The 20671-nt window shown below is 56.3% G+C and carries 21 protein-coding genes and 2 tRNA genes; 15 read left to right on the top strand and 8 right to left on the bottom strand.

What is annotated here, in order from left to right; all coding sequences use genetic code 11:
* The first annotated feature begins 42 nt into the window (after positions 1-42).
* The 6 genes from GOW93_RS00115 to lexA all read left to right on the top strand — a co-directional run bounded on the left by GOW93_RS00115 (position 43) and on the right by lexA (position 4868).
* Entirely contained in the window at positions 43-624 is a 582-nt protein-coding gene (locus GOW93_RS00115) for an anthranilate synthase component II (protein ID WP_170381041.1), read from the top strand.
* Positions 621-1640 carry an anthranilate phosphoribosyltransferase gene (gene trpD, locus GOW93_RS00110; protein ID WP_170381040.1) on the top strand — a complete coding sequence of 340 codons (1020 nt, stop codon included), beginning with the start codon at positions 621-623 and terminating at the stop codon, positions 1638-1640. The genes GOW93_RS00115 and trpD overlap by 4 nt, the downstream gene beginning before the upstream one ends.
* Entirely contained in the window at positions 1637-2449 is an 813-nt protein-coding gene (gene trpC / locus GOW93_RS00105; RefSeq protein ID WP_170381039.1) for an indole-3-glycerol phosphate synthase TrpC, read from the top strand. The genes trpD and trpC overlap by 4 nt, the downstream gene beginning before the upstream one ends.
* Complete coding sequence (gene moaC, locus GOW93_RS00100; RefSeq protein WP_174818965.1) at positions 2449-2922, top strand: cyclic pyranopterin monophosphate synthase MoaC; 474 nt, start codon at positions 2449-2451, stop codon at positions 2920-2922. The genes trpC and moaC overlap by 1 nt, the downstream gene beginning before the upstream one ends.
* The gene (locus GOW93_RS00095) at positions 2919-4091 is read left to right on the top strand and encodes a molybdopterin molybdotransferase MoeA (protein ID WP_170381037.1); all 1173 of its coding nucleotides are present in this window, start codon (positions 2919-2921) and stop codon (positions 4089-4091) included. Before moaC ends, GOW93_RS00095 begins: the two co-directional genes overlap by 4 nt.
* 78 nt (positions 4092-4169) lie before the next feature.
* The gene (gene lexA, locus GOW93_RS00090) at positions 4170-4868 is read left to right on the top strand and encodes a transcriptional repressor LexA (protein ID WP_170381036.1); all 699 of its coding nucleotides are present in this window, start codon (positions 4170-4172) and stop codon (positions 4866-4868) included.
* Here the strand turns inward: lexA and GOW93_RS00085 are convergent.
* Positions 4862-6913 (bottom strand): ComEC/Rec2 family competence protein, encoded by a 2052-nt coding sequence (locus tag GOW93_RS00085; RefSeq protein ID WP_170381035.1) that lies wholly within the window; start codon positions 6911-6913, stop codon positions 4862-4864. The genes lexA and GOW93_RS00085 overlap by 7 nt on opposite strands.
* 78 nt (positions 6914-6991) lie before the next feature.
* Between GOW93_RS00085 and gltX the strand changes: the two genes are divergently transcribed.
* Positions 6992-8392 (top strand): glutamate--tRNA ligase, encoded by a 1401-nt coding sequence (gltX, locus tag GOW93_RS00080; protein ID WP_170381034.1) that lies wholly within the window; start codon positions 6992-6994, stop codon positions 8390-8392.
* Positions 8393-8512: 120 nt separating this feature from the next.
* Entirely contained in the window at positions 8513-9808 is a 1296-nt protein-coding gene (gene gltA, locus GOW93_RS00075) for a citrate synthase (protein ID WP_170381758.1), read from the top strand.
* Between the two features lie 48 nt (positions 9809-9856).
* On the opposite strand, the gene GOW93_RS00070 is transcribed toward gltA, so the two are convergent.
* On the bottom strand, positions 9857-10921 hold the full coding sequence (locus GOW93_RS00070) for a PA0069 family radical SAM protein (RefSeq protein WP_170381033.1): 1065 nt from the start codon (positions 10919-10921) through the stop codon (positions 9857-9859).
* A gap of 298 nt (positions 10922-11219) precedes the next feature.
* Between GOW93_RS00070 and GOW93_RS00065 the strand changes: the two genes are divergently transcribed.
* Both GOW93_RS00065 and GOW93_RS00060 read left to right on the top strand, forming a co-directional pair.
* Positions 11220-11918, top strand: a complete 699-nt coding sequence (locus GOW93_RS00065) for a corrinoid protein (RefSeq protein ID WP_170381032.1) — start codon at positions 11220-11222, stop codon at positions 11916-11918.
* A gap of 89 nt (positions 11919-12007) precedes the next feature.
* The gene (locus GOW93_RS00060; RefSeq protein ID WP_170381031.1) at positions 12008-12673 is read left to right on the top strand and encodes a DUF1638 domain-containing protein; all 666 of its coding nucleotides are present in this window, start codon (positions 12008-12010) and stop codon (positions 12671-12673) included.
* Positions 12674-12679: 6 nt separating this feature from the next.
* On the opposite strand, the gene GOW93_RS00055 is transcribed toward GOW93_RS00060, so the two are convergent.
* A complete protein-coding gene (locus GOW93_RS00055) occupies positions 12680-13090 on the bottom strand; it encodes a SufE family protein (protein WP_170381030.1) in 411 nt (136 codons plus the stop codon).
* 139 nt (positions 13091-13229) lie between these two features.
* Between GOW93_RS00055 and GOW93_RS00050 the strand changes: the two genes are divergently transcribed.
* Positions 13230-13757, top strand: a complete 528-nt coding sequence (locus GOW93_RS00050; protein ID WP_170381029.1) for a hypothetical protein — start codon at positions 13230-13232, stop codon at positions 13755-13757.
* A gap of 6 nt (positions 13758-13763) precedes the next feature.
* On the opposite strand, the gene rnd is transcribed toward GOW93_RS00050, so the two are convergent.
* From rnd to purM, 3 genes are all read right to left on the bottom strand, one after another.
* The gene (gene rnd, locus GOW93_RS00045; RefSeq protein ID WP_170381028.1) at positions 13764-14921 is read right to left on the bottom strand and encodes a ribonuclease D; all 1158 of its coding nucleotides are present in this window, start codon (positions 14919-14921) and stop codon (positions 13764-13766) included.
* A gap of 115 nt (positions 14922-15036) precedes the next feature.
* Positions 15037-15633: a phosphoribosylglycinamide formyltransferase gene (purN, locus tag GOW93_RS00040; protein WP_170381027.1), complete on the bottom strand. Its 597-nt coding sequence runs from the start codon at positions 15631-15633 to the stop codon at positions 15037-15039.
* Entirely contained in the window at positions 15630-16676 is a 1047-nt protein-coding gene (gene purM, locus GOW93_RS00035; protein ID WP_170381026.1) for a phosphoribosylformylglycinamidine cyclo-ligase, read from the bottom strand. The genes purN and purM overlap by 4 nt, the downstream gene beginning before the upstream one ends.
* A gap of 107 nt (positions 16677-16783) precedes the next feature.
* On the opposite strand from purM, the gene GOW93_RS00030 reads away from it, so the two are divergent.
* Positions 16784-16860, top strand: a tRNA-Ile gene (locus GOW93_RS00030).
* A 104-nt stretch (positions 16861-16964) separates the two neighbouring features.
* Here the strand turns inward: GOW93_RS00030 and GOW93_RS00025 are convergent.
* On the bottom strand, positions 16965-17258 hold the full coding sequence (locus tag GOW93_RS00025) for a hypothetical protein (protein ID WP_170381025.1): 294 nt from the start codon (positions 17256-17258) through the stop codon (positions 16965-16967).
* A gap of 108 nt (positions 17259-17366) precedes the next feature.
* Between GOW93_RS00025 and GOW93_RS00020 the strand changes: the two genes are divergently transcribed.
* Entirely contained in the window at positions 17367-17537 is a 171-nt protein-coding gene (locus GOW93_RS00020) for a hypothetical protein (protein ID WP_170381024.1), read from the top strand.
* A gap of 344 nt (positions 17538-17881) precedes the next feature.
* Here GOW93_RS00020 and GOW93_RS00015 read toward each other — a convergent pair whose 3' ends face one another.
* Positions 17882-19201 carry an ATP-binding protein gene (locus GOW93_RS00015; RefSeq protein WP_170381023.1) on the bottom strand — a complete coding sequence of 440 codons (1320 nt, stop codon included), beginning with the start codon at positions 19199-19201 and terminating at the stop codon, positions 17882-17884.
* A gap of 44 nt (positions 19202-19245) precedes the next feature.
* Between GOW93_RS00015 and GOW93_RS00010 the strand changes: the two genes are divergently transcribed.
* Positions 19246-20154: an MBL fold metallo-hydrolase gene (locus GOW93_RS00010; RefSeq protein WP_170381022.1), complete on the top strand. Its 909-nt coding sequence runs from the start codon at positions 19246-19248 to the stop codon at positions 20152-20154.
* Between the two features lie 83 nt (positions 20155-20237).
* Positions 20238-20312: transfer RNA gene (locus tag GOW93_RS00005), tRNA-Asn, on the top strand.
* Positions 20313-20671: the final 359 nt, after the last annotated feature.

Raw genomic sequence — 20671 nt, 5'->3', positions numbered from 1 at the left:
GCATCGCCAGCCCGAAATGCCCTAGCCGAGACAAGTGCCCAAATGCTGCTGCTGATCGACAACTACGACTCGTTTACCTACAATTTGGTACATTATTTAGGTGAACTTGGCGCCGAAATGGTCATTCGGCGGAATGATGCCCTGGATGTTCAGGAAGCCATGGCCATGAACCCAACCGGAATCCTTCTTAGCCCCGGCCCCTGTGACCCGGATCAAGCCGGAATTTGCCTGGCCCTGACCGAAGCTGCGGCTGAAACTAAGACACCTTTGATGGGTGTTTGTCTGGGTCACCAGACCATAGGACAGGCCTTTGGTGGCGATGTAATCCGGTGTCATGAAATTGTGCACGGCAAGATGGGCACAATGCACCACACCGGTAAGGGCGTATTCGCTGGGCTACCTTCACCGTTTGAGGCCACGCGCTATCACTCACTGGTGGTCGATCCGAACACCCTGCCCGACTGCCTTGAGGTTACGGCCAAACTTGAAGACGGCACTATCATGGGTCTTCAGCACAAACAGCTGCCGATACATGGCGTTCAATTCCACCCGGAATCTATCGCCTCCGAGCACGGCCACGCCCTGCTTAAGAATTTCCTGTCTGAGATGAAAGAACCCGCATGAGCGATGCTTTGAAACCGCTGATCGGAGCCGCCGCCGACCGGTCTCTGACCCGCGCCGAGGCCGAGCAGGCCTTTGGCATCCTGTTTGATGGCGAAGCCACACCCAGCCAGATCGGCGGGTTATTGATGGCCATGCGCACCCGTGGAGAAACGGTTGAAGAATACGCCGCAGCCGCGGCTGTCATGCGCGCGAAATGTAACGTAGTCAACGCGCCCGCAGGTGCAATGGACATTGTCGGCACCGGGGGCGACGGCAAAGGTACTCTGAACATCTCGACCGCTACGGCGTTTGTCGTCGCGGGTGCCGGTGTCATCGTAGCCAAGCACGGCAACCGCAATCTCAGCTCAAAGTCTGGGGCTGCGGACGCTTTGGGGCAGCTTGGGATCAACGTTATGGTTGGATCGGACGTTGTTGAAAATGCTTTGAAAGAAGTCGGCATAGGCTTCATGATGGCCCCCATGCACCACCCGGCCATCGCCCACGTGATGCCGTCCCGACAAGAGCTTGGAACCCGTACGATTTTCAACATCCTCGGGCCACTCACCAACCCTGCTGGCGTCAAGCGTCAGCTCACCGGTGCCTTCAGCCGCGAATTGATCCGCCCCATGGCCGAAACGCTGGGTCTGCTCGGATCAGACCGCGCATGGCTGGTACACGGATCAGATGGCACAGATGAGCTGACAATCACAGGGATAAGCTGGGTCGCGGCTCTGGAGGACGGAGTCGTCAAAGACGTTGAACTCCACCCCGAAGACGCGGGTCTGCCAGTGCACCCGTTTGAGGACATCCTCGGCGGCTCGCCCGAAGAAAACGCCGTCGCCTTCCGTGCGCTGCTGGACGGAGAGCCTTCGGCCTACCGCGACGCAGTTCTGCTGAACTCAGCCGCAGCGCTGGTGGTAGCAGACGCCGCCACAGACCTGCGCGATGGCGTCGCCAAAGCTGCCGAGAGCATCGACAGTGGAAAAGCAAAAGAAAAGATCGCGGCGCTGGCCCGTATGACTCAGGAGGCCGCATGACCGAGACGGTACTAGACAAGATCAAAGCCTATAAACTTGAAGAAGTTGCTGCAGACAAGGCTGAGAAGTCCCTAGATACGCTGGATTCTGAAGCTAGATTTGCACCCGAGGTTCGCGGCTTTGCCGAAGCACTGCAAAAGGCGACCCGCCGGGGATATGGCCTGATCGCCGAAGTTAAGAAAGCAAGCCCATCCAAAGGTTTGATCCGCCCCGATTTTGAACCACCTGCTCTGGCCAAAGCCTATGAAGATGGCGGCGCAGCCTGCTTGTCCGTGTTGACAGACACGCCAAGTTTTCAGGGGGCCAAAGAGTATCTGATAGCGGCCCGTGCAGCTACGTCTCTGCCTGCTCTACGCAAGGATTTCATGTACGACCCTTATCAAGTGGTCGAAGCTCGCGCCTTGGGTGCGGATTGCATCCTGATCATCATGGCTTCGGTCGAGGATGGTCAGGCGGCCGAGCTGGAACAGACTGCGTTTGACTGGGGCATGGACGTTTTGATCGAAGTTCACGACGAAGATGAATTGGAACGCGCGACCCAATTGAAAAGCCCCTTGATCGGAATAAATAATCGTAACCTCAAGACGTTCGAGACCACTCTTGATACAACACGTCGTTTGTCCAAACTTGTGCCTGGCGACCGGACCATCGTCTGCGAAAGTGGCCTGAGCACGCCTGAAGATCTGGCCGATATCGCCCGTTATGGCGCGCGCTGCTTCCTGATTGGCGAAAGCCTGATGCGTCAGGACGATGTCACGGCAGCCACCCGGCATCTGCTGGCGAACCCTCTGATCCCCGGAGTAATGTGATGCCACTTACCCATTTTGATGCGCAAGGCCAGGCCCATATGGTTGATGTCTCGGACAAGGCCGTGACCGATCGAGTAGCCGTGGCAGCCGCCCACATCAAGATGGCGCCGGAAACCTTTGATTTAATTTCAGAAGGCCGTGCTAAGAAGGGGGATGTTTTAGGAGTAGCACGATTGGCAGGAATCATGGGGGCCAAGAAGACACCCGACCTGATCCCACTGTGTCATCCTCTGCCTGTCACCAAAGTTGCAGTCGAATTAAAGCTGGATCCCGATTTACCCGGCGTCCAGATCGAAGCAACTGTGAAGACCTCGGGCCAGACCGGAGTTGAAATGGAGGCACTGACAGCCGCCTCGACAGCGGCGTTGACCGTGTATGACATGACCAAGGCGGTCGACAAGGCCATGGAAATCGGTGGTCTCCGCGTTCTTTTGAAAGATGGCGGTAAATCAGGTCGTTACGAGGCGAAATGATTACCGTCGAAGACGCCCGATCGCTGTTGTTTGATCTAGTATCACCGCTAGAGACAGAATCCGTTTCCCTTCACAAGGCAGCGGGACGAGTACTGGCACAGGATGTCAGCGCCACCCGAGATCAACCTCCGTTTCCAGCGTCCTCGATGGACGGTTACGCGTTGAAATCGACCGAAGTCGAGCTGCACGCCATGTTCAAGGTCATCGGTGAATCGGCGGCCGGGCGTCGGTTTAATGGGACTGTTGGGCCTGGGCAGGCCGTACGCATTTTTACCGGCGCGCCCGTGCCGGAAGGCGCTGATTTCGTTATCATTCAAGAAGATACGGAGCGGCGCGGAGACCTGATCACAATCAGTGACGAACCCGGCACCAAAACAAATATCCGACCCGCGGGAATTGACTTTAAGGCAGGCAACAAAATCACCGCACCGCGTATACTGCGCCCCGAAGACGTGGCCCTGATGGCGGCAATGAACATCCCCACAGTGCCTGTCGCTCGTAAACCCGTCGTTGCGCTGATCTCGACTGGGGACGAACTGGTGATGCCAGGTGAGATCCCCGGCCCTGACCAGATCATCGCGTCCAACACTTTCGGCTTAAAAGCCCTGCTGGAAAACGAGGGTGCACAGGTGCGTATCCTTCCGATCGCACGCGATACCGTTGCCTCCCTTGAGACAGCTTTTGGGCTGGCCGCAGGCGCTGATCTGGTCGTTACCATCGGCGGCGCCTCGGTTGGCGAATACGATCTGGTCGCAGATGTGTCTCAAAACCTTGGGATGGAGCGGTCTTTCTACAAAATTCGTATGCGTCCAGGCAAACCTTTGATGGCTGGACGCCTAAACGGTTCGGCGATGGTCGGATTGCCAGGTAATCCTGTAAGTGCAATGGTTTGCGGTTATCTCTTCCTGCTGCCGATGCTTCGTCGAATGCTGGGTATCGAGCAGGTTTTGGCGCCTTTCCAACATGCGCGTTTAACAGAACCAATTGGTAAAAACGGTCCACGCGAACATTACATGCGCGCCGTTCTAAGCGAAGATGGCATTCGCGCCTGCGCCGATCAGGACAGCTCGCTGCTCAGTGTTCTGGCCAGGGCCAACGCTCTTTTGGTACGCGAACCGAATGATCCCGCACGCCCTGCCGGGGATAAAGTGCTGTATTTGCCCATCTAGGCGCCATTCAAATTCGTTGACACAAAACGTGAACATGCGTAGAACAAAAGAAAACGCATAACCGACGAGGTGTGAGCAATGCTGACCAAGAAACAGTTGGATTTGTTGGAATTCATCCACAAACGCGTTCAAGCGGACGGTGTTCCGCCCAGCTTTGACGAAATGAAGGCTGCATTGGATCTGCGATCAAAATCCGGCATCCACCGACTGATCACCGCGCTGGAAGAACGTGGTTTTATCCGCCGCCTTGCCCACCGCGCCCGCGCGATTGAAATTGTGAAACTGCCGGAGAGTTTGGGCGGTGAGCCGACAGCCGCCTTTAAGCCACGCGTCATCGAAGGTGACAAACCAGAAGGTGCGCGCCCGGCGAATTTCGAACCCGTCACCGTCGATGCTTTGGAATTACCGGTGATGGGTCGCATCGCCGCCGGTGTCCCGATCGAAGCGATCAGCCATGAATCGCACCGCGTTGCCGTACCTGGCAGCATGGTCTCGGGCAGAGGCGATCACTACGCATTGGAAGTGCGGGGCGACTCGATGATTGATGCTGGCATCAATGACGGCGACGTCGTTGTAATCCGCGAAACCAAGACAGCTGATAACGGTGACATCGTCGTGGCGTTGGTCGAGGATCAGGAGGCGACATTGAAACGGTTCTTCCGCCGGGGAAATGCCATCGCGCTTGAAGCAGCGAACCCAGCCTATGAAACCCGCGTCCTGCCTGAGGAAAAAGTCAAAGTTCAAGGACGGCTGGTCGGGCTTATCCGCAGCTACTGATCCCGCAAGCGCTTATGGTCCTTGGCCGGGCCCGGGGACCACAAGCGGTGGCCAATCATCTCTCGGCTGGTCGTAGTGCGACCATCTAACAGGGCAAGGCTGCCGGTCTTTTTCAGTCGGCTTGGGTCGAACAAACCGCACTCTCCTTTCAAGTCGAGATCGACAGCGGACACAACGATCTGATTTTCCCGACACTCATCGAACCCTTGTGCCGCGCGCTTTCCGGTAATGTGGACCAGCTCTTTTCCTTGCCAAACATAGCGTGGAACTAAATCCGCACCGTTAGGCCATCGGCTGGCTGCTTTGATCTGATCCACACCGTCTCCGTCATTTTCCAACCAGACCGATGCGATAAATCCGCTTCCATTCTCTTTGCTCAGCGCTCGACCGGCCTTGGTCATGACGCCCACGAGCCCACCTGAATCAGCAACGAGAATATCAGGGCGATGTCCCTGCCCCCACAGCAAAAAAGCGGCGGCAAGCACTGCCCCCCCCACCCATCTGGCGTGACCGCGCCACAGCGCCAACCACAAGGCGCCAAGTGCAAACATGGGCAATACATAAGATGGCGGGCTTGCGACAAATCCTTGGGCTCCGTCCAACGCAGACACCCGCTCCGCAACGACCAGAATCCACTCCAGCCCCAGCCCCATGACCTTTAGCGCCATTACTTCCAGCCCAAGTGGTGCCAAAAGCGCGGCAACAAAGGCTGCAGGTACGACGATCAACCCCATTACTGGAACCGACAGCATGTTTGCGAGCAGCCCATAGTAGGACATTGTATTGAAGTGAGCTGCCCCGATCGGCGCGGTTGCCAATCCGGCAATGGCCGAAGACAGCAGTAACCCGACCACTGGCCGCAACCATTTCGGTCCCGGCAACTGACCCAAGTCACGCAACCAACCAAATACGGCAACAAGTGCTGTCGTCGCGGCAAAAGACATCTGAAACCCGGGGCTGGGCAGAGTTTCGGGGCGCAGCACCAATACGATCAACGCTGCCACTGCCACTGCGCGTAATGAAATGGCGCGGCGGTCGATGAGGATGGCGCCGAGCATGACACTCGCCATGACAAATGCACGCTCTGTTGCGACGTTACCGCCGGACAACATCAAATAGGTAACTGCCGAGATTAGTGCACCGACTGCAGCCAGTTTGCGAACAGGCACCCTCAGAGCAACTGCAGGGATTGCTGACAAACCCAGCCGGCATACCAAAAACACGAACCCGGTTAGCAATCCCATGTGCAGCCCGGATATGGCCAGCAGGTGCGCCAAGTTGGAAGCCCGTAAAGACTTCAGTGTATCTTGTCCCATACCGCTGCGATCGCCAGTTGTGACGGCTGCAGCGAATCCGCCGATTTCCCCGGGCAGGATGGAACGCACTTGTTCTGAAATCTCCATTCGCCAGGCTGTGATGCGGACCCCCTCCTGCGCACTTTCTGCAGGCGCTACGGTCATCACTGGGGCGCGTGTGTAGCCGACCGCGCCTAAACGTTGAAACCAGGCATGACGCCGGAAATCAAAACCGCCAGGCTCGACCGGGCCTTGCGGCGAAGACAGATGACCAGTGGTCATGATCCTCTGGCCAGCCATTAGCGCCGCCGAACCACCATGCAGTGAAAGCCGGACGCGATGCGGGCGGCGATCTTCGGGCACATCCCCAATTCGCACCCGATCCAGCGTTACCCGCAACGCGTCCGACGCAGAGCGATCCAAGGCAACGACCCTCCCCTCGATGGGGCCGTAGTAACGCCATGACAAAACCGGCTCTGCAACCGAGTGAGCCCGCGCACCTGCCAGAATGAACCCAGCCGCAATTAGCGCACCCCCAATTGCCAACGCAGACCACCCGGTGCGACCCAAACAGCCGATCCCTATGAGCGCTGCAATCAGACCCATCACGTATGCATAAACCTGCCAGCCGGGTTCAAACCTGAGGCTGAAATACAGGCCAATGCCGACCGCCAGACACACCGGAGACCACTGAAACAAATATCCGGTCTGGTTCAATAATGCGGCTTCGGCCCGTGCCAGAACACGCATGGTTGCCCCCGTCCTTCGGGCTCGTTAGACAGACGCCAAACTATGCCAGACACGGTTACCAAAAGGTTAATCCACACAATGTCCGATCAGGTCGTCACCCGTTTCGCCCCATCGCCCACCGGTTTTCTGCACATCGGTGGTGCGCGTACAGCACTGTTCAACTGGCTTTATGCCCGGGGCCGCGGTGGTAAGTTTCTTTTGCGGATTGAGGATACGGACCGCGAACGGTCGACACCCGAGGCAACGGCGGCGATCTTGCAGGGCATGGAATGGCTGGGGCTGGACCATGACGGTGACGTAATCAGTCAGTTCGAGGGTGCGGCGCGCCACGCAGAGGTTGCACATCAACTGCTGTCTGAGGGGAAAGCGTATAAGTGTTTCTCGACCCAGGATGAAATCGCTGCATTCCGTGAACAGGCCCGCGCCGAGGGTAAATCGACCCTATTCCGCAGCCCTTGGCGTGACGCCGACCCTGCGTCACATCCGGATGCGCCGTATGTTATCCGCATCAAAGCCCCGCAGGACGGCGCGACCGTGATCCGCGATCAAGTGCAGGGAGATGTTACCATCCGCAACGATCAGCTGGACGATATGGTCCTGCTGCGCTCGGACGGAACCCCGGTCTACATGCTGGCCGTGGTGGTGGACGACCACGATATGGGAGTGACCCATGTAATCCGAGGCGACGACCACCTGAACAATGCCGCGCGCCAGATGATGATCTACGAAGCGATGGGCTGGGACGTTCCGGTCTGGGCTCATATCCCGCTGATTCATGGTCCGGACGGTAAGAAATTGTCCAAACGCCACGGTGCCCTGGGCGCACAGGAATACCAGGCGATGGGCTACCTGGCTGCGGGAATGCGCAATTACCTTACGCGCCTCGGTTGGAGCCACGGCGATGACGAGTTTTTCACTGATGAGCAGGCTAAGGAATGGTTCGATCTGGATGGAATCGGCAAAAGCCCCGCTCGCTTCGACCTCAAAAAACTTGAGAATCTGTGTGGGCAGCACATTGCAATTGCAGATGATGCTGCGCTGCGGCATGAAATCGAGGCCTATCTGGCTGCGGCAGAGCGTCCCGCTCTCAACTCGACACAATCAAGTGATTTGGAACGTGCGATGTTTTGCCTGAAGGATCGCGCCAGAACATTCCCTGAATTACTTGAAAAAGCTCACTTTATTTTAGCTACTCGACCGATAGAGCCGGATGAGAAAGCGACAAAGGCGCTACAATCTGTATCCGACGGTATACTGAAAGAATTGACGCCGCACGTGCAAAATGCTAGCTGGACGCGGAAAGAGCTGGAGGAAGCCCTCAATACCTTTGCCGAGGCGCAGGGCGTTAAGTTCGGCAAGCTCGCTGGCCCGCTGAGGGCGGCGCTGGCAGGTCGTGCTGTGACTCCTTCGGTATTTGACATGATGCTTGTGCTGGGGCGCGATGAAACCTTGGCGCGGCTTTCCGACGCAGCAAATTAGTCCTGACTTCATATTCAGGTAACGCTGCTCAGCTACGACCGGTCAGCACATTGGTGCGTGACCGTAGACAGCGTTACCGACCACTCGCTTGGTGCGCGCATGAACGAAGAAGGGACAACGATGACCGACAACAACAAGACAGCCACTCTCACCGTAAATGGCGAAAACTACGAGTTGCCGGTTCACTCGCCAACCGCAGGTCCGGATGTGATCGACATTCGTAGACTTTACAGCGACGCTGGTGTGTTCACCTATGATCCGGGCTTCACGTCTACGGCCAGCTGCGACAGCACCATCACCTATATCGACGGTGAAAAAGGTGAGTTGTTGCACCGAGGTTATCCGATCGACCAGTTGGCCGAGAAATCTCATTTCCTCGAAGTCTGCTATCTGCTGCTGTACGGAGAGCTGCCTGCCGCCAAGGATCTGGAAACGTTCGAAACCACCATCACTCGCCACACCATGCTGCATGAGCAGATGCAGTATTTCTATCGTGGCTTCCGCCGTGACGCGCATCCGATGGCGATCATGGTGGGCGTTGTTGGTGCGATGTCGGCCTTCTATCACGACTCGACCGACGTCTCGGACCCGAACCAACGCGAGATCGCCTCGCACCGCCTGATCGCTAAAATGCCGACCATTGCAGCTTGGGCTTACAAGTATCACACAGGCCAGCCCTTCGTGTATCCTCGCAATGATCTGGATTACGCGTCGAACTTCCTGCGCATGTGCTTTAGCGTTCCAGCCGAGGATTATGAGGTCAACCCGATCCTCAGCCGCGCGATGGACCGTATCCTGACGCTGCACGCGGATCATGAACAGAATGCGTCGACCTCGACCGTACGTCTGGCGTCGTCTTCAGGTTCGAACCCGTTTGCATGTATCGCCGCCGGGATTGCCTGCCTTTGGGGTCCGGCCCACGGCGGCGCGAACCAGGCATGTCTGGAGATGCTGGAAGAGATCGGCTCGGTTGATCGTATCCCTGAATACATCGCACGCGCCAAGGACAAGGACGATCCGTTCCGCCTGATGGGCTTTGGCCACCGCGTATACAAGAACTTTGACCCGCGCGCCAAGGTGATGAAGCAGTCGGCCGACGAAGTTCTGGACCTGTTGGACATCGAAAACAATCCGAAGCTGAAGGTCGCCAAGGCGCTGGAGAAACAGGCGCTGGAAGATCCGTATTTCGCCGATAAGAAGCTGTTCCCGAACGTCGATTTCTACTCGGGCATCATTCTTGAGGCGATGGGCTTCCCGACCTCCATGTTTACCCCGATCTTCGCACTGTCGCGCACCGTTGGCTGGGTAAGCCAGTGGAAAGAGATGATTGCCGATCCTCAGAACAAGATCGGCCGCCCACGTCAGCTGTATTTGGGCGAGACAACGCGCGACTATGTCGACATCGAAAAGCGCTGATCGCTGCGATTTAACAAGAAAGCCCCGGACCAAGGTCTGGGGCTTTTTTTACAGAAGGCTCAGTTGGTCACCGACCTGGGTTGGCCGCTCAAACAAGTCGCAACGTAGCTTTGATGTTTTCGTCTCAAGGCCCAGCCGTTTGACGGCTAACTTGAACCTCTTGCCAATCAGTTCGGCATATTCCCCTTCGCCCCGCATCCGATGACCCCAGCGCGGGTCATAGTCCCTACCCCCGTGCATCTCGCGCAGCTTGGACATAATCTTTTCGGTCCGTTCCGGTGCGTGCTCTTGCAGCCAATCCTGCCACAGCGCCGATACCTCACGCGGTAAGCGCAGCATAATCCAACTGGCTGCATCTGCCCCGGCCTCCTTGCCCGCCTCAAGCAGCTGTTCTAATTCGTGATCCGTCAATCCTGGCACGACCGGAGAAGTCATCACCCGCACGGGCACGCCCGCTTGGGTCAGGCGACGAATGATGGCCAAACGCCGCTGAGGGGAAGGAGCGCGCGGCTCCATCCGCCTGGACAGGTCGGCATCAAGGGTGGTCAGGGAAATCCCAACCCGAACCAACCCCTTCCGCGCCATGGGCGCCAGTATGTCCAGATCCCTCTCGATCAGCGTACCCTTGGTAACGATACCAATGGGATGATTGAACTCTTGCAGAACCGCCAGACAATCCCTTGTAATCAATCGGGTCTTCTCAATCGGCTGATACGGGTCCGTATTCGTGCCCAAGGCAATGGGAGCCACCTTGTAGCCTTTGGCCGACAATTCCTTGCGCAATGTATCGGCCGCGTTCGGTCGCGCAATCAGTCGAGTTTCAAAGTCCAGACCCGGGGAAAGGCCCAGATAGGCATGGGTCGGGCGGGCAAAACAGTACACACAACCATGTTCGCACCCGCGATACGGATTGATCGAGCGGTCAAAAGGCAGGTCGGGTGAGCGGTTATAGGTGATTAGGCTACGTGCGAATTCATCCCTTACATCAGTTCGCAACGGAGGGAGGTCTTCTTCAAGATCCCAGCCATCATCATAAGGAACAGTATCAAATTGTTCGAACCGTCCTGCGGCGTTTGTGGTGGCTCCACGACCTCGAATGTTCGATGTAATCATACGTGTTCTTTCTTTGTTCTCTTTCAGCTATATCGCTAATCTAATGCCCCAGCAAGCTTGCCAATTAGTTCTGCGTAGATTCCAGCGACTTGGGTCCAGCAACGAGCTTGGACAAAAATGAGCCGCATGCAGGATCATCTTGCAGAAAATTCTGTCGAGTAACGTGAAATTCTGACGTATAGGTCGGTCCCGAAACCACTGAGGTCGCAATCGTCACAGTCAAACTGCGACGTTTTGGCCAAAACGGGAAAAAATGCCACCACGGGCCCACGGCCCGCACAGCTCAGGGAAATACCCCATGTCCGATGAAGAAGACATCGTCCTGTCCGAACTGAATGACGACGAACTTGTCGAACAGATGTTCGACGATCTTTATGACGGCCTGAAAGAAGAAATCGAAGAAGGTGTGAACATCCTGCTAGAACGCGGATGGACGCCTTACGACATTCTGACCAAGGCACTCGTCGGTGGCATGACCATCGTTGGTCACGACTTCCGCGACGGCATCCTTTTCGTCCCCGAGGTTCTTTTGGCCGCAAACGCAATGAAGGGTGGCATGTTCATCCTCAAGCCGCTTCTGGCTGAAACCGGCGCTCCACGCGTGGGTAAAATGGTGATCGGCACCGTGAAAGGCGACATCCATGACATCGGCAAGAACCTTGTCTCGATGATGATGGAAGGTGCTGGGTTCGAGGTTGTCGACCTGGGCATCAACAACCCGGTCGAGAACTACCTGGAAGCACTGGAAGCCGAAAAGCCTGATATTCTGGGCATGTCTGCCCTGCTGACCACGACCATGCCTTACATGAAAGTCGTGATCGACACCCTTGTCGAGCAAGGCCTGCGCGAAGATTACATCGTTCTGGTTGGCGGCGCGCCCCTGAACGAAGAATTCGGCAAAGCCATCGGCGCAGACGCCTATTGCCGGGACGCGGCCGTCGCAGTCGAAACCGCCAAAGACTTCGTCTCGCGCAAGCACAACCAACTGGCCGGTTGATCGGACATGTAGATTGTTCAAGGGCCGTCCGGTTTCCGGGCGGCCCTTTTTGTTATAATGACCGTCGTATGTTTTCCGAGGGGCACCCAATGCAGCAGGAGAAAATGCCTGACGACGCCAGCCTAACAACCAAAGGCTACGACTCTGAGGGACAGGGGCAGATTTTGCTATTGGCCTGTGGTGCGCTTGCCCGAGAGATTCTGGAGCTTAAACGCCGCAATGGCTGGGACCACATGGCGCTGACCTGTCTGCCCGCAATCCTGCATATCCACCCCGAAAAGATTACTCAGGCTGTTCAGGACGCTGTGTCGAAGCACCGCGACGACTATGATCAAATCTTTGTTGTGTACGCCGATTGCGGCACCGGTGGTCTGCTGGAGAAAGCTTGCGCGGAATTGGGGGTCGAGATGGTAAAGGGCCCCCATTGTTATTCCTTCTTCGAAGGAAATCAGGAGTTTGCAGCCCGCGGCGACGATGAAACCACTGCTTTTTACCTCACCGATTTCCTCGCTCGACAATTCGACGCTTTTGTCTGGAAGCCGCTGGGCCTGGATCGCCACCCTGAACTGCGCGATATGTACTTCGGCAACTATACCAAGTTGGTCTATCAGGCACAGATCGACGATCCGGACCTGACAGCCCGCGCCCGCGAGTGCGCCGACAAGATGGGTTTAGAGTTCGAGCGCCGCTTTACTGGCTACGGCGATCTGGAAACCACGCTGGCTGACTGGGCAAGCCGCAAGCCGAAAGGCTGAAAGGCGTCAGGCGTTTTCCTGCGCGACCTCGCGGATACGTTCAATCATCGCCCGCAGCCCGTTTGACCGCTGCGCCGACAGGTGATCGTTCAGCCCCAGTCGCGCCAGTTCCCCACCTGCGTCGACCTTGGGCACCTCGCTGACCGGCAGGCCATTATACAGCGACCGTAGCACCGCGATCAGGCCGCGCACGATCAATGCATCGCTGTCACCGTCAAACCGGAACGCTCCGCTTTCGATGATCGGATGCAGCCAGACCTGACTGGCACAACCGTTCACCTTGGTTGCAGGTACTTTCAGCGCGTCGTCCAGCGCCTCCATCGCCTTGCCCTGGTCGATGACGTAACGATACCGGTCTTCCCAGTCCTCCAGAAACTCGAAATCTTCAACGATTTCTTCAAAGGCAGGCGTTGCCATGTTGCGACGGTCCTTTCATTGCAATCACAATTGTGAACTATGCCTCTGATCTAGGCCTGTCCACCCCCCTGCGTGGCTTTTCAAACAGCGGAAATTGCGATAACTCATTGCAGGAATTACTGCTCTGGACGCCTGCACCATGAAAAAATCGTTTACTGTTCTTCTGGTCGCAACTCTGGCCCTGTCTGCCTGCAACAGTTGGAGCGACTCGCGGGTAAACCCTTCCAACTGGTTTGGATCCAGTCAGCCAGCTGCGCCGACTGAAACAGACAGCAATGATGCAAACGCTCTTGTACCCGCCCAGAAAGAAGGCGGCGGCCTGTTTTCCAGATCAGCGCCTGAAGATACCAGCGTCCCGATCGCCAAGATTGATGAGCTGCGGATTGATCCGACACCAAACGGCGCGATTGTCTTCGCCACCGGTACAGCAGCGCGACAAGGTGCTTACAATGCAAAATTGGTGCGCGTGGACAGCGAAGAGAATCAGAAAAACGGCGTTCTGGAATTCACCTTTCGAGTAAATTATCCGGAAAATGCGACCAATCAGGGAACCGAGCGATCACGCAAGGTTACAGACGCCATTAATATCAACAAGAATGACCTGCAATCCACTCGTCTGGTCCGCGTCGTGGGGCAGCAGAACGCACTGGAATCCCGTCGTCGGTAAGCAGTGTTACAGTGACACGACCTTGACACTCTGGCCTTTGGCGGCAAGCGCGATCTTGCCCTCGCACAACTTCAAAGCATCTTCACCAAACACCTCGAACCGCCAACCTGACATCGCGGGTAATCCACGTTCGCCCGCAGCGATCTGATCCAACTCAGAACTGGTTGCGATCAGTTTGGCGGCCACGCCCGAGCTTTCGGTTTTGGATTTCAAAAGAACACGCAACAAATCCGCAAGCGCCGGGTTCACCTTCAGCTTGTCGCGGCTATTGTCGACGGTTGGCAATTGATCGGCAGGGCAATTCACCCCTTTTTTGACCGCAGTCAAAATACCCTCGGCAATCGCACCTTTGCGTGCTTCGCGCAGCAACAAGCGTGAGCCGCCCAAATCAGACGGGGTTTTGGGTTTGGTCGAAGCCAATTCAATCAGAGCGTCATCCTTGAACACCCGGCTGCGCGGGACGTTGTTTTCCTGCGCATAAGCCTCGCGGAACTGTGCCAGCTCGCGCACTACGGCCAGAAACTTGGACGAATTTGTCCGTGTTTTAACGCGCTTCCACGCCTCTTCGGGACGAATGTCGTAAGTTGTCGGCAGGGTAAGAGTGCGCAATTCCTCAGCCACCCAATGGCTGCGCTGCGATTTCTTCAATTGCGTCGCAAGGTATTCATAAATCTGGCGCAGATGGGTCACGTCGGCCAGTGCATAGGTCTTTTGTGCCTCGGACAAGGGCCGCCGCGACCAGTCAGTGAACCGAGAGGTCTTGTCGACCCCCTGTTTGCAGATTTTGCGCACGAGCGTTTCGTAGCCAACCTGCTCGCCAAAGCCGCAAACCATTGCCGCGACTTGTGTATCGAACAGAGGCTTGGGGAATACGCCTGCCTCGACCCAGAAAATCTCAAGGTCCTGACGGGCGGCGTGGAATACCTTGACCACATTCTCATTTCGGAACAGCTCATACAGCGGCTCCAGCGACAACCCCTCGGCAAGCGGGTCAACAAGGACCGCACTGTCGTCACCATCAGAGGGAACTGCCAACTGAACCAGACAGAGTTTTGAATAGTAAGTCCGTTCGCGCAGAAATTCGGTATCTACGGTGACATAGTCGTATTCAGCCGCGGCCTTGCAAAATTCGGCCAGCTCTTGCGTCGTTGTCAGGGTTTTCATGCCGGTGCTGTTCTTGCTCTTGTTCTTGGTGGCTGCCCGTCAGTCTATTGCCGTACCCAGCCGTTGTGCAGACAATAGGCCGAATATGACAGGCGTGTAAATCACCCTGAAGTGTTCAGGGCAGCCTCACCGGAGTCCGCTCTCCTCTGGCGTAACGGCGCAACACTGCTGGGTACAGCTTGTGTTCCCAAACAAGCACACGAGACGCCAGACTCTCAGGCGTATCACCGGCCTCGATGTTCACGCGCGCCTGCCCGAGGATTGGGCCGTCATCCAGAGCCGCAGTCACCTCGTGGACAGAACATCCATGCTCGGCATCGCCGGCCTCGATGGCGCGGGCATGGGTGTTAAGACCCTTATATTTCGGCAGCAAAGATGGATGGATATTCAGCATCCGCCCCTGAAACCGTGAGACGAAGTCGCCGGTCAGAACCCGCATGAACCCGGCAAGACAGACAATATCGGGCTGTGCCTGCTCCAGAGGCTTCAAAAGCTCAACCTCAAACGCGGCGCGATCGCCTTTGAACGGGCGGTGATCAACAGACGCAGTTGGAATGCCACGCGCAGCCGCCTTTTTCAGCCCGCCCGCCTCGGCGTCATTTGACAGCACCAGACAGGGGCGCGCCGGGTGGTCTCCGACCATGCTGTCGACCAGCGACACCATGTTGGACCCACCCCCCGAAATCAGGATGGCAACGCGTTTGTGACTCACAGCAGCTTGCCCGAATAGGCCATACTAGGCGTATCGGTGACGGTGCCGAGGCGCGAAACCGTCTCACCAGCCTCGACCAGTAGTGCGGTCAATTCGTCTGCGCGATCTTCGGCGCAGACAATGATCATGCCGATGCCGCAGTTGAAGGTTTTCAGCATCTCGGCTTCGACGATACCACCAGTTTCAGCCATCCAGCGGAAGATCGGCGGCAGCTCCCAGGTGTTCAGGTCGATCTGGGCACCCAGCCCCTCGGGCAGAACGCGCGGCAGGTTTTCGGTCAACCCACCTCCGGTGATATGAGCCAGAGCGTGCACGCCCCCTGCCCGGATCGCCTGCAGCGCTGGCTTTACGTACAGACGCGTGGGTGTCAGCAAGGCTTCACCCAGCGTTCCCTCACCAAAGGGCGATGCCGCATCCCATCCCAGCCCCGAGATCTCAACCAGTTTGCGCACCAGCGAATAGCCGTTGGAATGCACCCCGTTCGAGGCCAGCCCCAGCAGTACATCGCCCTTTTGCACATCCGCTGGCAGATGCGCGCCCCGCTCCATCGCACCAACCGAGAACCCGGCCAGATCAAAATCCCCATCTGGATACATGCCCGGCATCTCGGCTGTCTCACCACCGATCAGGGCACAGCCGGATTGCACACAGCCTTCGGCAATGCCTTCGATGATCCGCGCTGCAGTGTCTGTGTCCAGTTTGCCAGTGGCAAAATAGTCCAAGAAGAACAGCGGCTCAGCCCCCTGACAGATCAGGTCATTGACGCACATCGCCACCAAGTCAATGCCAACACCGTCAACCACACCGGTATCAATGGCAATCCGCAGCTTGGTGCCCACGCCATCGGTCGCGCCAACCAGAATCGGATCCTGATACCCGGCATCTTTTAGATCGAACAGAGCACCAAATCCGCCCAGCCCGCTCATTACGCCCGAGCGGTTGGTCCGCTTGGCAGCAGGTTTGATTCGATCGACTAGAGCGTTCCCCGCATCAATATCAACGCCTGCATCGGCATAGGTGATTCCGTTCTTGCCCGTCGTCATGGCCAGCCCCTTATGAATGGTTCCCGCGCGGGTTAGTCGATTGTGAGACATGTTGCAACGGTCAGGCTTGACGCGGGCGTTCACCGTGGTACTCAAAGCTGCATGGCGGGCCTGTAGCTCAATTGGTTAGAGCAGAGCGCTCATAACGCTTTGGTTGCGGGTTCAAGTCCTGCCGGGCCTACCAATATCCGCATTTTTTCTTTTAAAATCAATGGCAGGGTGTCCCACGAATTGCCCTAAGTGGCCCATATGATTTCAATGGGTTACAAGGCGAGTGTCCCACGAAATTCAGTAATTGGTGACCGAATCCACTTCTGGCCATCCCGGCAGTTTATCCGGTGCCGGTACTTCGTGACGCTCCAGCCATTCTTTGATGGCGGCCCAATGACCCTTCGGCTTGGCCATGTACCTACGGGAATGCGGATCAGCGATAGTTATCTCAAGCTGTCGCCAGCTCTGGATTTTGAGCTTGAGACCGAGCGTCTTCGCCCAGGCACGTAGCGCGCCCTGCCAACCATCAATCGTATGGGCTTCGAGTTCTTTGTGGAGGTCAAACGGGATTCGGTGAGGCCAAGTCGTCATGCCCTTGGTATGAAGCAGTCAGGCCAGACCGGCAAACACCGTCATTTTTGGCTTTTGGGCCAAATTATGGCATACTAACTTCCCCTGTCTGTTTTCTGGGTGGTTATTATGTTGGTTGAGTATGGGGTCACTACCGGCAGTGCCGCTAGTTATGGTGGTTCAAGTTACGGTGGGACCGATCTTTCTTCCTTGGTGGGCTTTTTCGAAGCAAACCCTACACTTGCGCTGATTGCCGGTATTGGCCTGTTTATTCTGGCTCGGATGCTGTTTGCCCGGTGAAGATGGCCTCTCTATATGATTGGCTCATTCGCGCTAACAGAACCTGCTCTATTGCCAGATCGCGTCTAGCACGGCGCGGTGCTCATCGTCTGTGCAGTCCGCAAGTTCTGCCTCAATCTTCACCATGTAGCGCTCATAGGATTGGTGGATCGCGGATTTCATAAATGCTCTCTTTTATCAACAATAACCAGTGCCCAAGCCGCCCAAAAGGCACCGACCGAATTGTCCAATAGACTGGTCACGAAGATCATAGCGGAACCGAAATCGGTGTTTGGCGCTATTAAACCGAGCAATTTTCAAACCTGCACTACCGCGGCACTGACCTCGGTGGTATCGGCAGAATATCAGCGACCAATGATGATATCCGCGCAAAGGCCCCCTAACCTCTCACTTTCGCTCAAACGCAAAACGCCACCGTGCGCGCGTGCAATGTCAGAGACAATGGCCAAACCCAGCCCAACACCGCTGCCCTGATTCTGATTGCGCGCCGGATCAAGACGGGAAAATGGTTTAATCGCTTCGGTGCGTTGGCCCAGTGGAATACCCGGCCCATCATCTTCAACCCGGATACGAAAAGATTTTGGCGAGATGGACAAACTGACATCGGCGCGGTTTCCGTATCGAACCGCGTTTCCGATCAAGTTCTCCACGGCTCGCCGAATAGCTGTAGGGCGCAGCATGACCGTGCCTTCGCCTTCGACCGAAATAAGTTCGGCCTTAAGCCCTGCACGACGTGCATCTTTCACAATCTGCTCCAACAGGGCCGTTGGTTCGACGGTTTCAGGTATTCCTTCCGACGCGCCTCGTGAAAATTCAAGGAACGCGTCCAACAGCAACTGCATTTCATCAACATCTTGCTTCAGCGGTGCTGCCTCATCTTCGGGAAGCATAGAAAGGCCCAACTTCAATCGGGTGAGCGGAGTACGCAGGTCGTGGCTGACACCGGACAGCATCATTGTACGTTGTTCCATCTGGCGTTCGATGCGGGCTCGCATATCCAGAAACGCGCTGCCAGCCGCGCGCACTTCAACGGCCCCGCCGGGCGCATAAGGCACCACTCTGCCGCGGCCAAACGCCTGCGCAGCCTCAGCCAACCTCGTTATCGGGCGCAGTTGATTGCGCATATACAGAAAGGATATCGACGTCATGATGACGGCAAAAAAAACCATCGTTACGATCAACTGATGCGGAGCCGATGGCGACAAACGGCGGCGATCAAAGATCAGTTCCAACACACCAAGGTTTGTTTGGATGTAAAGCCTCACTTCTTGCCCACTTGGCAGCGCAACAGCCACAAGATTCGGTAGCATAGCTTGCAAATCCGCCTCGACCTGCGGAGCTATGAAATCGTACCAGCGGCGACCGCCAAGTGACGGCTCTTCATTGAAACCCAAAAAGCGAGCATTCATTTCCAGCGCTTGTAGATCGGGGCGAACGGCGGCAAGTGCCTGTTGCTGAGTTTCAGCGTCTCCCATTACATCCAGCACCAGCATCACCTCACGCGAGGCAGCTCGCGTCATCTGCTGGGTAACGTCCTCAAGATGCTTTTGTAGGAATGCGACACCCACCACCAACAACAATACGACCACTGGCAGAACCAGGATCAGCGCTGCTCGGACATAAAGGCTGCGCGGCATATAGGGTTTGAGCCATGGCGTGGACATGCGCTAAACCTAACGGGCTGAACCGACAAGAGAAAGAGCACAGAATGCAGGCTCCTGACGATTTCAACCCTCCGGCAGGCACCGCCATTGAACTGCAGCTGGGTTTGCGGCGCATTCTGGCTCCGAATCCTTCGCCCATGACCTTCAGGGGAACTAACACCTATCTTCTTGGTACAGGTGAGCTGGCTGTGATCGACCCGGGCCCCCTTAGCGAATCTCATCTGCACGCGATTCTGGACGCTGTGCAGCCCGGCCAACGGATCAGTCATATCGTTGTCACGCACACCCACCTTGATCACTCGCCTCTGGCACGACTACTGGCCGAGCGCACTGGCGCACCAATACTGGCCTTTGGCGGGCCAGAGGCCGGGCGCAGCACAGTCATGACCCGGTTGGCATTGGATGGCCTTGCAGGAGGCGGTGAAGGTATCGACACGACCTTTGTTCCCGATATCGAACTTCCGGATGGCGCGCAGATCACAGGAGACAACTGGCAGCTTGAGGTGGTCCACACACCCGGCCATCTTGGCAATCATATTGCTTTGGCCTGGGGAGACGTCTGTTTCACTGGCGATCACGTCATGGGCTGGGCCAGTTCACTCGTATCGCCACCGGACGGAGATTTGACGGATTTCATGGCGGCCTGCCACCGGTTGCGCACACGCGACTGGTCGGTGTTTCACGCGGGCCACGGGGCGGCGATAAAAGACCCCGCCGCACGGTTGGATTGGTTGATCAAACACCGACAAACACGCGAAGCACAGATTCTGTCGGCTCTGGAAGATCGCCCCGGAACGGCCCGGGACTTGGCCAAACGCATTTACGTGGACACACCAGCGGCCCTTTTACCGGCCGCTGAAAGAAACGTCTTCGCCCATCTCATTGATCTGGTGGGAAAATCACAGATCACGCCAGAGGGTAAACTGTCAAAAGATGCCCGTTTCCTGAGGTAACACAACGTCCCGGAAACTTTTTTGCGAAATCGTCACATTCCCCACTGGACGGCGAAATTCGGGATTGTTATACGCCCCTCAGTTCCGGCGTAGCTCAGCGGTAGAGCAGTTGACTGTTAATCAATTGGTCGTAGGTTCGATCCCTACCGCCGGAGCCAAAATTCTTTAATTACTACAAAGACTTTTCATTTCAGGTCTTCGATTCTTCTAGATGTTGAGTGGCATATTGCCAAAATTTTACCAAAACTTTCTTGGCAAGTTTAATTGTGACAAGCCGCTCAAAAACAATATATCATATCGTTTTATAACATTAATTTTTTAACTCCCCATCTTTAAGACCAATTGATTCGAGTCAATTGGTCGTAGGCGGTCTCAGCTGAGATTCGCTGCTCCCCTCACAAACGCCCGGAAACGAAGGAATGAGCCGTTTACTGCGGCCCGCGCGGAGGGCTGCTTAGCGGAGATAGTGTTGAAGAAGTCGATGTTTTGGCTAGTTTGACGGTTGTCGAGATTTTGG

The sequence above is a fragment of the Ruegeria atlantica genome (assembly GCF_013032455.1).
Classification (GTDB): Bacteria; Pseudomonadota; Alphaproteobacteria; order Rhodobacterales; family Rhodobacteraceae; genus Ruegeria; species Ruegeria atlantica_B.
This window is presented reverse-complemented; position numbering and strand designations above follow the sequence as displayed.

Excerpts from the sequence above, each read along its gene's own strand:
- GOW93_RS00115 (WP_170381041.1), top strand. The coding sequence starts at position 43 with ATGCTGCTGCTGATCGACAACTACGACTCGTTTACCTACAATTTGGTA.
- trpD (WP_170381040.1), top strand. The coding sequence starts at position 621 with ATGAGCGATGCTTTGAAACCGCTGATCGGAGCCGCCGCCGACCGGTCT.
- trpC (WP_170381039.1), top strand. The coding sequence starts at position 1,637 with ATGACCGAGACGGTACTAGACAAGATCAAAGCCTATAAACTTGAAGAA.
- moaC (WP_174818965.1), top strand. The coding sequence starts at position 2,449 with ATGCCACTTACCCATTTTGATGCGCAAGGCCAGGCCCATATGGTTGAT.
- GOW93_RS00095 (WP_170381037.1), top strand. The coding sequence starts at position 2,919 with ATGATTACCGTCGAAGACGCCCGATCGCTGTTGTTTGATCTAGTATCA.
- lexA (WP_170381036.1), top strand. The coding sequence starts at position 4,170 with ATGCTGACCAAGAAACAGTTGGATTTGTTGGAATTCATCCACAAACGC.
- GOW93_RS00085 (WP_170381035.1), bottom strand. The coding sequence starts at position 6,913 with ATGCGTGTTCTGGCACGGGCCGAAGCCGCATTATTGAACCAGACCGGA.
- gltX (WP_170381034.1), top strand. The coding sequence starts at position 6,992 with ATGTCCGATCAGGTCGTCACCCGTTTCGCCCCATCGCCCACCGGTTTT.
- gltA (WP_170381758.1), top strand. The coding sequence starts at position 8,513 with ATGACCGACAACAACAAGACAGCCACTCTCACCGTAAATGGCGAAAAC.
- GOW93_RS00070 (WP_170381033.1), bottom strand. The coding sequence starts at position 10,921 with ATGATTACATCGAACATTCGAGGTCGTGGAGCCACCACAAACGCCGCA.
- GOW93_RS00065 (WP_170381032.1), top strand. The coding sequence starts at position 11,220 with ATGTCCGATGAAGAAGACATCGTCCTGTCCGAACTGAATGACGACGAA.
- GOW93_RS00060 (WP_170381031.1), top strand. The coding sequence starts at position 12,008 with ATGCAGCAGGAGAAAATGCCTGACGACGCCAGCCTAACAACCAAAGGC.
- GOW93_RS00055 (WP_170381030.1), bottom strand. The coding sequence starts at position 13,090 with ATGGCAACGCCTGCCTTTGAAGAAATCGTTGAAGATTTCGAGTTTCTG.
- GOW93_RS00050 (WP_170381029.1), top strand. The coding sequence starts at position 13,230 with ATGAAAAAATCGTTTACTGTTCTTCTGGTCGCAACTCTGGCCCTGTCT.
- rnd (WP_170381028.1), bottom strand. The coding sequence starts at position 14,921 with ATGAAAACCCTGACAACGACGCAAGAGCTGGCCGAATTTTGCAAGGCC.
- purM (WP_170381026.1), bottom strand. The coding sequence starts at position 16,676 with ATGACGACGGGCAAGAACGGAATCACCTATGCCGATGCAGGCGTTGAT.
- GOW93_RS00025 (WP_170381025.1), bottom strand. The coding sequence starts at position 17,258 with ATGACGACTTGGCCTCACCGAATCCCGTTTGACCTCCACAAAGAACTC.
- GOW93_RS00020 (WP_170381024.1), top strand. The coding sequence starts at position 17,367 with ATGTTGGTTGAGTATGGGGTCACTACCGGCAGTGCCGCTAGTTATGGT.
- GOW93_RS00015 (WP_170381023.1), bottom strand. The coding sequence starts at position 19,201 with ATGTCCACGCCATGGCTCAAACCCTATATGCCGCGCAGCCTTTATGTC.
- GOW93_RS00010 (WP_170381022.1), top strand. The coding sequence starts at position 19,246 with ATGCAGGCTCCTGACGATTTCAACCCTCCGGCAGGCACCGCCATTGAA.